Below are 12,155 nucleotides of genomic sequence, written 5' to 3'. Positions count from 1 at the left end.
CCTTAAAATAGGTGGATGGAGAATTCAGCATTTACCAAAAGATTTCACCTTATTAAATTTCTATTTTATATTAAGGTAAATGGTAATAATTGTAGCAACTACCAATAATACTATCTTTTGCGATTTATTTAACTCCTTAAATTCTGGAATTCTAAATTGCAAAATAGTCCACATGCCCCCTGCTAATGCTAAAGATTCTACAATAATAAGTAATATTTTTAAAAAGCATTGCATATTTTGCACCTCTGCTTTAATTTAAAATTTTAACCACATTTTCCACTTGTTCTCCAGTATTGCTATTATTAGTAGTTGGCTTTGGTTGCTCAATATATATATCACTTCCATTAATTATTGTAACTAAATTATCTTCATCACCTTCCCCGGGTGTAATAATTATATATACTTCATCATTGTAAGTTCCAACATCTCTTTCTACTTTTTTAACAAATTCATTATTAAATTCATCTACCAATTCGTTTAAACGCGTAGAATTTATTACTTCTATAGAATCCTTATCAACATTTTCGCACAAATCTACGTTATAAGTTAAAACACCTTCTTCCATACACAACTCAATAAACTGATGAAGCACAGAATATCTTTCCAATAATTCATCTTTTGTATCTACAAAAGACAAATACTTTCGATATCGTTCTACAACTATCTGACTCGCAATATGATCGGAATGAAATGTCACATCCCCAAAATTGATTAAACCATCTACAGTTCCTATAACACTCATTACTTTTACAAAGGGTTCCAATGTAATATCTAACACACTTGCAACATCTGAATAATTAGATACTATACCGAAAATGCTGTCTTTTATCTTTTCTGTAAAACTCTTATCCCCCCTGTCCACTTTCTCCATTTCACCAATCTCATAAATTAAATATTCATAGCCTGTTGTTACCATATTACCAAAAGGCACCACTTCAACCATAGCAATAAAGTAATTTTCCAGCTTATGGTCAGGTATCAAAAAATATTTATCCGAACGATTATCCTTAACCACATATGCATCGTGACCAGTCGGATCCACATAATTCAGCGGACTGCTCTTAACATAATTATACCGATTTAACGTCAACGGATCTGTGATATTACCAAGGTACGAATCCTCCGTCAGGAAGTTTGCATGGGCCACGTTATAATATCTCGCCCGCAGATACTGGCTTTCCATGTTCGGGTTATAACTCTCCGCATTATAGCTATACACGTTGTTATACTGCGGTTTACCAAACGTTAAGTCACCATTAGCATTATAACGGTACGACTGCCAGATCATCCCCTTGCTGTCCGTAACTCCCGTCACACTGCCCCTCGGGTCGTAGGTGTAATATCCAGTCCACTCCGTGAACCGCTCATTGGTCAGGCGTTCATTGCCGTAGCTGTAAGCTGTATCCATTATACCATTGATGTTCAGCTCCATCAAGACTTCCACATGCTCCCGGTTCACGTCATTGACGTACTCCACCAGTTCGTAATTCTTTTCTTTTCCTGTAGTCTTGATCATACCGATCAGCTCTGCTTCTAACTCGGATACTTCGCCGTCGATTGGGAACAGGATGCCACTCTGGTTCTGGCTGCCCCCGGTATTATTGGTGTTTCCATTGGCATTTCCATTATTGTCGTTATTGCCTCCGGTGCTGGTGTTTCCGTTACCATTTCCATGATTACCAGAATTACCATTGCCGTTGTTACCAGAATTGCCGTTTCCGTTATTGCCGGAGTTGCCGTTTCCATTGTTACCATTCCCGTTATTGCCAGAGTTGCCGTTTCCATTCCCTTTACCATTATTCTTGTCGTTCCCGTTATTACCCTTATCCTTGTCCTTATTGCCATTGGACTTCCTAGCCGTAACGTTGGACGCGGTAGACACCTCTATGGTCTCCTCTGACTCCTCTATCCCGTCATCCATCCCAAAGAAGCTTCCAATGCTTGTCAGGATGCCCTTCTTACTCCCGGTCCCGTTCCCACTGTTATTTCCTTTGTTCCCGCTCCCGGAGTTATCCTTGTTGTTCCCATTACCATTCCCAGAGTTACCCTTCCAGTCATCATCCGTATGCAGGTTATAATTGAGCTGGAAGATCCGGTTGCCGTCTCCGTCGTAGGCCATGGCGACTAAGAGGTCGTTCTTATCAGATACAGCTTTCAAACGGTTCTCCACACTGTAGTCATAGGTCAGCTCCACCTTCCGGTTCCCGTCCGGCTTCACTTCCTCCTGCATAACCCGGTTTCCATCCGCATCGTAAGTATACTCCACATCCTTATAGTGCTTACCGTCATACAGCCTTGCCGCGACCATCTGGTTCGCCGCATTATAGGTATACTCTGCGCTCTCCTGCACCACGCCGTTCCTGGACTTCTTAAAGAAGGTACGGTTCCCCATGTCATCGTACTCATAGTCATACACATAGGTCCCCTGGCGGTCCTCCTTCTCGGTCGCACGGATCAGCTTGCCATCGTCATCATACTCAAAGTTCCTCTTCGTTCCGATGATCTGGAAGTTGTAGATCCCATCCTTGGCATGCTTGTTGATATGCTTATCCCCATGCGGGAACTTATCGTCATGCCAGTTCTCATGCTTCCCGTCATGCTTGTCATCCCAGGCATAGGCGTATAAGGATTCCGTCACGTCCTCTCCCACGATGAAGCCGCGGTCGTCATAGGTGTAATGGTACTCGCTGATGGTCCACTCACAATCGTCACAGATGTTCTTCATATCCGTGATCTGGTCTCTGGCATTGTAGGTATTGTAGGTGCTCACACCGTTCAGCCGGTGGATCTCCGTCACCCGGTTGATCGCATCATAAGTATAGGTGGTCACGGCCCCAGTCCGGTCGGTCACCTCTGTCAGGTTGTCATTCTTATCGTACTTGTAGCTGACCTTCTTCCCGTCAGCGTAGGTGATGCTCTCCAGCTGGTCACAGCCATCATAAGCGTACTGGGTCACTTCGCCGGAGCCGCTGGTCACCTTGGTGATGCGCCCAAGGCCGTCGTATTCGTACTTTGATTCCCCGCTCCGGTCCATCATGGACACGCGCTGGCCGGTCACATCGTATGCGTAAAGTACACCCTCTTTGCTTTCCGGATCCCTGGTATCCTCGTAGGACTTCTCCGCCAGATCATTTAAGCGGTCATAATCGTAGCTGATCTTATTTCCGCCGTTGCTGGTATAGCTTGTGTTCCTTCCGCCGATATCATAGGTCATGATTTCCTTACGTCCCATGGCGTCGGTGATGGAGGTCATGTTGTTCTCTGCATCGTAGGTGTACCGGGTAGTACGCAGCATGGTATCCGTCGCGCTGGTCACATTGCCCATCACATCATAGGTGTAGGTGGCTGTTAAGCTGCTGGGCATGGTCACCTTTACCAGGTTGTCCAGGATGTCATAAGCAAAGTGGGTGATCAGGCCGTTGGTAGCAGTCACGCTCAAGACATTGCCGTGCGGGTCGTAGGTATAGCTCTCCGTCAGCCCCATCCGGTCGGTCACGCTGGTGACACGGCTTCCCGGGTCATACGCAGTCGCAGTGGTCTCACCCAGCGGGTTCTTCGTCCCGGTCAGGCGGTTATCCTTATCGTAAGTGTACTGGTAGATATATCCCTTCGGGTCGCTGATGGCGGTCACGTTGTAGTTTTCGTCATACTGGAGGTCTGTCTTCCGGTCTCCCGGTTTGGTGACGGATGCAAGCTCTCCCACCAGGTTATAGGCGAACTCCGTCGCCTTGCCCTCCGGGTCTACGCTGGCAGTGAGCTGGTCGATCAGGTCATACCGGTAATTCCAAGTATAGCCCAGGGCAGTATTTAACTGGTCCTGGTTGCCGCGGATGTCATAGCCGTAGGTGGTCACGCCTCCCTCTGCATTGACGGACTTGGTCATCCGGTGCATGATGTCATACTCGTAAGTGTTGGTACGATCCAGGTTGTCTGTATCTTTTATCACGTTATCCGCCACATCGTAGGTCAGTTCCCTCTTTAATCCAAGCGGGGTGGTGATGCTGGTGAGACGGTGCACCGGATCGTAAGTATAGGCATACTTCGCCCCGTTCTTCTGGGTCATCTCCGTCACCTGGCGGTTTAAGTCCACCGCATAGCGGGTGACGTTGCCTGCCGGGTCGGTGATGCTGGTCAGTTCATCGTGCTTATCATAGGTGTAAGCAGTCCTTGCCCCCTTCGGGGAGATCTCCTCCACCAGGTTCCCCATCACGTCATACTGATACTCGGTGATCAGGCCGTTGGGATCCTTTGCCTTTGTCATGCGGCTCAGCGCATCGTAGCGGTACTCGGTCTTATTGCCCTCCGGCGTCGTATGGGACAGCAGCCGGGATAATTCATCGTATTCATACACCGTGTCGTTGCCCCTGCCGTCCGTGAAGAAAGTCAGGCGGTCGATCACGTCATAGACGTAGGCATTGGTATTGCCTTCGCCGTCCACAGTCCTGGTTAAATTACCCTTGGCATCGTACTGGAAGGTGGTGGATGCCCCCAGCGGGTTCACTTTCCCTGTCAGGCGGTTGATGGCGTCGTATGCGTAGGTATAGACTGCCTCGCCCGGTTCTGTCGTCTTGATCAAATTGCCTACCGGATCGTACTCGTAAGCTGTCACCGTTCCGTCCGCCTGGGTCACGCTGGCAAGACGGTCTAAGGCATCATACGTGTAAGTAGTGGTCGCCAGATCGGTTCCGGTCACGCTCACAAGACGGTTGAACTTATCATACTCATAGATAGCGTCCCGCCCGATGGTATCGGTCTGTTTCACCAGGTTACCGCTCTCATCGTACTGATATGTCATCACATTGCCCGCGGTATCAATCGCTTTGGTGATACGCCCCATGGAGTCATACTCATAGCGGGTCACCACACTTGCCTCATCCCGGTAGTAGGTCATCCGGTTATTGGCGTCGTAGGACATGCTCACCGTATCCCCGTCAGGCATGGTCACCTTTAAGAGGTTCCCATTCTCATCGTAATCGTAGGTGTATTCCCCGCCCAGTGCATCAGTCATCTTCACGGTGCGGCTCAAGGCGTCTACATCCATGGCGGTCTCGCCCTTTAAGGCATCGGTGACCTTTGTTACATTGCCCAGGGAGTCGTATTCCATGGCGGTGATATTCTCTGCGGCGTCCACCTGGGCCAGTACCTGCCCGATCACGTCGTAGTGCCAGGTGGTGGTATGGTCATTCTGGTCGGTGAAGCTCAGTGTCCTGCCGTTTAAGTCATACTCAGAAGAAGCGGACCCGCCCAGTGCGTCCTGCATCTCCGTTAAGCGGCCCACGGCGTCATAGGCATAGGCTGTGCTGTTGCCGTTGGCGTCCGTCACAAGGGTCTGACGGCCTGCGCCGTCGTAAGCGTACTCCGTCACGCCTCCCAGCGGATCGGTGGCCTTCACTAACCGGTTGTTCCCGTCATAGGCAAAACGGTAAATGCGGGTCTCATCATCGGTGATGCGGGTGATGTTGCCGTTGCCGTCGTAGCCGATCTCCGTCACCAGGCCGTTCTGGGTGGTGGTGCGCACCAGGCGTCCAGCGCGGTCGTAGGCATAGGTGATGGATATGCCATCCGGGTACGTGATCTTTGTCAGGTTCCCATTATGGTCGTACTGGTAGTAGGTCTCATTCCCCAGGGCGTCCTTCGTCATGGTGGGCAGGTTTAAGACCTTATGGTACCAGGACTCTGTCGTGTTGCCGCGGCGGTCGGCCATCCCGGTAGTGTTGCCGTTGCCGTCCAGGGTGTACGAGACGGTCTGCCCAAGGGCATCGGTCACGTTCACCATCCGGTCGCGGGCGTCGTATTCATAGGCGGTCTTATCTCCCTTAGCATTGGTCTCCGCCACCTTATTGTAGTTGGCGTCATACTCATAGTGCAGGGTATTGCCCAGTGCGTCCTCGCCGGAGAGGATGTTGTGCATGGCGTCGTAGGTGAAGGTGGTCGCTACGCTCATGGGGTCGGTGATGGAGAGCACTTCCCCTGCGGGGCTGAACTCGTAGGCGGTCACGCCGCCGTCCGGGGCCGTCACGGCGGTCTCCCAGCCATTTGCATTGTAATCATGCTCTGTGGTATTGCCCTCCGGGTCGGTCTGGGTCAGGACCCGGTTCATCTCATCGTAGGTGAAGGTACTGGTATTGCCCTCCGGGTCGGTATAGGACACTACCGGCGCATCTGTCCCTTCATAGGCAAACGAACTGACACCTCCGTTCGCGTCGGTGATGGAGGTGATACGGCTCAGATCATCGTAGCCGTACCGGGTGGTATGGCTTTCCCCGTCAGTCATCGAGGTCAGATTTCCTTTCTCATCATAGGTGAAATGGGTGGTATGGCCTTCATAGTCCGTCGCGGTCAGCGGCTGGGCATACTCGTTGTAGGTGTAGCTGGCCCTGCTGCCGTCATCCCGTGTCTCGGTCAGGATATTTCCATCCTCATCGTAAGTGTACCGGGTAGTCACCCCATTGGCATCTGTCCTGGACTCGATACGGTTATCCGCCGTATAGCTTGTCCTTTCCGTCTCACCGTTGGAATATTCTACTTCTGTGATAAGGTTATTCTCGTTCTTATGATATATGATAGTATTGCCGCGGTTATCCACCAGGGTAGTCGCATCGGCTGCACAATCCAGCGTAGAAAGACTGCCCAGTGCATCCGTCTGGGTCTCCACCGTTCCGTCTTCCCGGTAGGTGTTCTCAATGACCCTGGTCCCGTTTTCATCATACCAGGCTGTCATCCGATGGTTTTCATCATACTCATAGGAGCGGACGCTGCCCTCCGGGTTCGTGAAGCTGACAAGATTATCTTCATCATCGTATTCATAGTGCAGTTCCCCGCCGTCCGGCAGGGTGATGTCGGTGATCAGGCCTTCCGGCGTCTGGGTGATCACATACTCCTTCTTGCTGGGGGATATGATCTTCTTTAAGCAGAAGCTGGAATCATATACATAATAGGTCGTAAGCCCCTTACGGTCTTTCTCCGTTACCAAAAGACCGTTGGAGTTAAAGTATTTCTCAGTCCCGTCCGGCTGGCTTATCTTCCATCCGGTGGAAACGGGCACTGCTTCTGTCCCCGCTCCGTCTTCCGGGTTCTCCTCATCTTCCGCCGTCGCTTCCGTGGGATCCGCGTCTGCATTTATGCTGGCGGGTTTTTCCGCGTAAGATACCGTTTTTACGGATGCGTTGGAGCTGGTCGCTCTTTCTGCTGCTACTTCTGTATCATTCCCTTCGTCTTCTTCCCCCTCGTCCGCGCTGTCATCGGTGATGAGTTCCAACGAGGAAACGGTCTCCAGCTCATAGTCATAGCCATCCGGCCCCTTATAGGTCTTCCCGTCTTTTTCAAAGATAAGGCCTTTCCCGTCCTCCCGGGTGTAGATGATCCGCCCGTCTTCCAGGACCATGATCTTTTCAGCAGACAGGGAATTCCAGCCCATACCGAAATCAGAACGGAAATACGGCGCGATGGAATTATAGCTGCGCTCAATGTTAAAGTCGCCGCCCAGGTCCTCGATCTTGGCATCCGTCTGGCTCATATAAAAGCTACCGTTAGCCATATTGATCGGTTCCATGCCTAAGAAATCGCGGTAATCTATTCCCATGGAAATACACTGGGCGATCAGCCATTCCATATCCTCTTCAGACAGTTTCTTTGTATAGGGTTCATCCGTCTTCGGGTTACGGATGAACAAGATGTTCCCGGTCTCCGTGAGCTGCTCTAAGAACTGGTTGTCCTCTTTGAGCTACTTTACCGTGATCCCGTAATGGCGCGCGATCCTCGGGACTACGTCGGTCGCCTGCACTTCATACAGGAGGAATTCATCGGAGGTAAGTTCCGCGCTCTCTTCCTCCTCTGTTTCCGACTTTACCATGTCGCCGGTCTCCGGGTCTTCCTCGAGGGCATAACCGAAGCCCTGGGCCTTGGCGTAATAGATGGTATCCAATTCTAAGTCACCGTCTGTATAGACCGGATCAGACTGCCAGTTGGAATCCTGGTAGCGCTCCGGGATGCAGTCCGGGTCCACCTCCCGGTAATCCGGGCAGTCTGCCGCGCCGTGTGCCGTGACAGAGCCGTCCGCAACAAGCTCATCATCAGATTTTCTGTAAATGCCATATTCCACTTTGGAATCCGCCTGGGACGCGCCATGGGCAAGGATCCCCTTGGTGGAACGCCCTCCTGCATCTGTCTCAACCACGCCGGGGCCAACATCCAGGGAGAAATCACTCATCGGAAAGTTTATCAGGTCTGCTTTCTCCAATTTTCCTTCCCAGGCTACCTCGATCCGCGGACCGTTACCGATCCCGGTCTTGTTATAGATGGTCTCCGCCCACCAGACAGATTCAAGCATGTCCGGGTTAAATGTGTTTTCTCCTTCTACTTCCAGCATCATGCCGTAGCAGGGCGCGCCGTCATTTACCCAGCTGTAATAGCTGTCTGTGATATTGAATTCCAGACGGCCATAGTCATTGTCCGAATATGCCTCGTTTCCGCTCTGAGTGGAATTCTTATGGCAGATCCCTGCGAAGGTGATGTGGGAGGTGTCCCACGCTTCCTTCATGATCCGCAGGATAAACGGAGTCCTGTTTGGGGTATCCGTAGTCATGACACCAAAACTGACCTGGACATCTTTGACTCCCGGTTCCCCTTCTATCTGGGTTGCTGAATGGTTGATCAGGCTCGCCCAATCCATATCGATGTCAATGACAGCCCGGCAGTGTCCATACTCACGGGAATAGCCTACCATGGTATGTCCATTGTCTCCATAGGCTGTATTGTAGATCACCTCGTCATACTCGCCTTCCGGATATCCTGGTTTATCGCCTTTGGCTACCATATTGACTGTAAAGGCGCTGTATCCTACCAGCTCCGTGCCCGGGTCGATCCGGACTGGGTATGTCCGATCCGGGTCATCCAGCCAGTCCTTGTCCGCCACGAAAGTGACGATGTTGCCTGACTGATTAAACTTGACCTTAATGTCCACAGATGGAATTCCGGCGGCATCCACCATGACCGGCGCTGTAATACGGAAGGACGGTTCCCTGAAAGATTTTTTATAGGCAACGACAGAATTTCCATCCTTCTTAAACTTCAGTCCGGTCCCGCGCAGCTTATAGGAAAATTCATTCCGGTCCTGCTGTTCCAAAAGGATGATATCTTCCTTTACCGTATTCCCAAACACAGTATATTGGAAATCAACCCCCGGAAACACATTGGAATAACGGATAGCGTTATCAAATACCACACTGCTCTTAAATTCTCCCTCTGTCGGGATGAGTTCAAGGGTGTCCTCTCCATTTGAGAGCATGTATCCGTTGTTCTGATCCATCTCATCGGGAATCTGGATTGCAGCGTCACCTTCCGAATTCTGATAATCCGTGACGGTCACAACACTCCTGGACCGGCGCATATTGGAGGGAGTCGCCACATTCGCATCCGAGGCAGTTGCCACGCGCAGCGCTTCTCTCTTGCTGACCGGGACTAAGGTATTGTCGTAGGTCCGGATGAACCCGTCGGAATCCTTATACAGCCACGGGCTTTCCCCTATGACCGTGACATAAGAATGGACCGGTTCCCCATCCTCATCTTCTGCAATGTTTTCATCCACCAGATATGTCCGGCTCTTTTCAGAGAAATCCACCAGTACACCATCCGGCTCCTCAGGGATGTCATCATAAAAGAACTCCGGGTCACGCAGCTCCGCCTCCGAATCGGTAGCCAGATGGATGATTCCGTCGATTTCATCTTCGCTTAATATCCAGTCACCCCTGTCAGGCCTGGATATATCCGGTATCTCCCCATCTGCGGCATTCGATCCCGTTGCCAGGCGCAGGTCTCCAAGCTTCAGCGCCTCAGGGCGCACAAAGTCTACCTTGCGCGGCATGTTCTCCAATGCCGTAGCCGCCTGGGATACGATCGGCGCCATATTGGGCACGATCATGCTGACACACAGAAGCCAGCTGACTGCCTGCTTCCACGCCCGCCGGGGCCATGGATGCGGGGTGTGTTGGTTTGGGTTGTTTTTGGGTTTCATACTCATACGATTTCCCCTCTTTCATTTGTATTTATCAAGTTCGTTATTCTCAATATGTTTCTTTGCTGCCTGATTATCGCGTTAATCGTCTTCTGCAATCTGTGCTCTTATTCCCCGCCTTCGATACTGCAGCCATTTCCCCACAAACATGGATATGATGGCTGATGCAAGAGTGAGCATCACCAGAACCAGGTAATGATTCAAGCCTGTCAGGTACAAAACTGCTGTCAAGATGCCAATCCCAAGTATTGCGCGCCTCAGCTTATATGAAAAAAAATGCTGCTCATCCTCGTCCACCGGACGGTTTTCATGGTCTACCGGCCTTAACAGGAAAAGGATAAACAGCATTACTGCGGTTGCCGCCGCGCTGATGGGGGATGACAATTCCAGCTTTTCAGACAGGAATATCACAACGGCAACCACAGCACAGGAGCAGATAAAACACTGACTGAATTTGGGAAGATGCAGTCCTCCCGCGTAAGACCGAATCGGAACGAATACCAGGGAAAACAAGAGATATTCCGGTATACGATGCAGATATGCCGCCACTGCCAGAATCGCAAGGTGACAGGCCACCATCTCAAGCCCCGACTGGAAGCCAAAGCAATATAGCTCCTGCTCCGCCTCATCAATTACGTCATGCCGCAATAAACAGGATGTCAGCTTATTCGCCAACCATTCCATATGCACCTACTTCTTTCTGAGCTGCTTTGCGGACTCCGGGAATTGGGGCTGGTGATAATGGCATGCACATCTCACATTAGCAGCCACTGTCGCAAAACATATTGCAAATGCAGACATAGCAGCCAGGCCCTTCTGGTTAAATTTTTCTTTACACCATTTTACTATCAGATTCATAATGCACCTCCTTTAGTTATATGAGAATTATTATACTATAATATGCTGGTCGTGCACGTTTCTGGCGAAAACAGGCAGATTTTGGCGAAATCAAGGAAAAAGGACCATGCCATCATTGGCACAGCCCTTTTACCCTGCATTTATTTTTGATATTCATACAAGACCACCTTCACCCGGAATATGTCCGGCAGATTTTCTATGTACACATCTCCTTTATATTTCTCCGCAATCTTTTTCACACTCTTTAAGCCAATCCCGTGATCTTTGCTGTCTGCTTTGCGGCTTAAAAATCCTCCGCCTTTTTCCCGGTGTAAAGTCCCATCGAAGCTATTTTCTATTGTAAAGATCAGATTACCTACATCAAACAGAAGATTGGTCTTTATGTACCGTTCGCTGTCCTGGACCATCTGTGCCGCCTCACATGCATTGTCCAGAAGATTTCCAAATATCACACACAGATCACTGTCCTTATATGGCAAATGTTCCGGCACATCAAACCAGGTTTCAAATCGGATTCCTGCATTCAGGGCTTTTCTGTTCTTGTCATTGAAAAGTGCATCGATCAGCAGGTTGCCCGTATTGATCTGTACACGGGCAGTCCTTCCTTTTATATTCAATTCTTCCTGGAGGAACCGGGATATTTCCTCTGACTGGCTGGCGTCTGCCAATCCTTTTAAGTAAGTTAACTTCTGCTTCATATCATGTCGATATCTGCGAATCTCCCGCTCATTTTCTTCCCGTTCCCGCTGATGCTGCAGAAATAGCTCTAACTGATAACTGTATTTTTCATTTTCCTGCTCTAGTTCCATGTTTTCACGGAGCCTGCCGTAAATCTGATATGCAAAGATTGTCATACCCAGCAGAATTGATATGGTAAGTGTGGCTATAAGTTTATCCCCGTATTGTCCCAGGCGCTCATACGCTAAGATCACAGAATACGCCACGAATGTATTGCCAAGTGAAAAAATCAGCAGATGTATATTGGCTCTGTCATCTGCTTCTACAAGCTTTCTTTTTCTCAACATAAAATAGAGCGCCAGGATCGCCACAAACGATATTACCCTTGCCAGCAACGGCGGCCACCATGCTGTTATATTGGTATCAGGCGCACAAAAGAACTGTACCCCATACCAGACAATTTCTTCTGATACAGTAGTCAGAAGCAGATAAGAGACCGCAAAAATCATTTTTGTTTTGACAGAACTTTCATATCCCAACACCGCCACTAAAAAAATGGAGAGCAGATAAATTCCCATATTTAAAAAAATCGGTGTATAAATCCCTA

5 protein-coding genes are annotated in these 12,155 nt (G+C 49.8%); all 5 read right to left on the bottom strand.

Annotated features, from left to right (window positions below; translation table 11 throughout):
• Positions 1–250 precede the first annotated feature (250 nt).
• On the bottom strand, positions 251–7,672 hold the full coding sequence (locus AB1I67_RS04745; protein ID WP_367028667.1) for a DUF6531 domain-containing protein: 7,422 nt from the start codon (positions 7,670–7,672) through the stop codon (positions 251–253).
• A gap of 51 nt (positions 7,673–7,723) precedes the next feature.
• Positions 7,724–10,018: a hypothetical protein gene (locus AB1I67_RS04740; RefSeq protein WP_367028666.1), complete on the bottom strand. Its 2,295-nt coding sequence runs from the start codon at positions 10,016–10,018 to the stop codon at positions 7,724–7,726.
• A 75-nt stretch (positions 10,019–10,093) separates the two neighbouring features.
• Positions 10,094–10,696, bottom strand: coding sequence for an accessory gene regulator B family protein (locus AB1I67_RS04735; protein ID WP_367028665.1), 603 nt, complete (start codon positions 10,694–10,696; stop codon positions 10,094–10,096).
• A gap of 6 nt (positions 10,697–10,702) precedes the next feature.
• Positions 10,703–10,870 (bottom strand): cyclic lactone autoinducer peptide, encoded by a 168-nt coding sequence (locus AB1I67_RS04730; protein WP_367028664.1) that lies wholly within the window; start codon positions 10,868–10,870, stop codon positions 10,703–10,705.
• A gap of 140 nt (positions 10,871–11,010) precedes the next feature.
• The gene (locus AB1I67_RS04725; protein ID WP_367028663.1) at positions 11,011–11,943 is read right to left on the bottom strand and encodes a GHKL domain-containing protein; all 933 of its coding nucleotides are present in this window, start codon (positions 11,941–11,943) and stop codon (positions 11,011–11,013) included.
• Between the last annotated feature and the right edge of the window lie 212 nt (positions 11,944–12,155).

It is taken from the genome of Clostridium sp. AN503, assembly GCF_040719375.1.
In the GTDB taxonomy this organism is placed as follows: Bacteria; Bacillota; Clostridia; order Lachnospirales; family Lachnospiraceae; genus Brotaphodocola.
This window is presented reverse-complemented; position numbering and strand designations above follow the sequence as displayed.